Source organism: Bacteroides sp. RTP31139st1_H2_RTP31139_211217 (genome assembly GCF_040227615.1).
Classification (GTDB): Bacteria; Bacteroidota; Bacteroidia; order Bacteroidales; family Bacteroidaceae; genus Bacteroides; species Bacteroides uniformis.
Genome location: NZ_JBCNZM010000331.1, coordinates 1,150 through 1,570 on the forward strand (window position 1 = coordinate 1,150; position 421 = coordinate 1,570).

Here is a 421-nt window from a genome sequence, read left to right on the forward strand (position 1 = left end):
GGGAAAATGTCTCGTTCAAACCGCGAAGCGCACCCGGAACTGAGCTGATTCATTCGAAAGAAAATTCCTAAGTGACTGAACAACAGAAATATTGGTTTGCAGCCCGCACCCGTGACAAGCAGGAATTCACAGTCCGGAAATCTCTGGACCGACTTAAATCGGAAGAACATTTGGACCTTGATTATTATCTTCCCACGCGTTTTGTCATTTCGCAATTGAAGTATCGCCGTAAGCGTAGCGAAGTTCCAGTAATCCGTAATCTGGTGTTTGTTCATTCCACCAAGCAGACAGCCTGCGATATATCCAACATCTATAATGTCCCCCTTTTTTATATGAAGGACCTTTCCACGCATTCCATGCTGGTGGTGCCGGATAAGCAAATGGAGGATTTTATGTTCGTGATGGATCTGAATCCTGACGG

1 protein-coding gene is annotated in these 421 nt (G+C 45.4%); it reads left to right on the forward strand.

Annotated features, from left to right (window positions below; genetic code table 11):
• Positions 1 to 71: 71 nt before the first annotated feature.
• The coding region (locus ABUA47_RS24665; RefSeq protein WP_349832281.1) for a UpxY family transcription antiterminator at positions 72 to 421 on the forward strand (350 nt) is incomplete at its 3' end.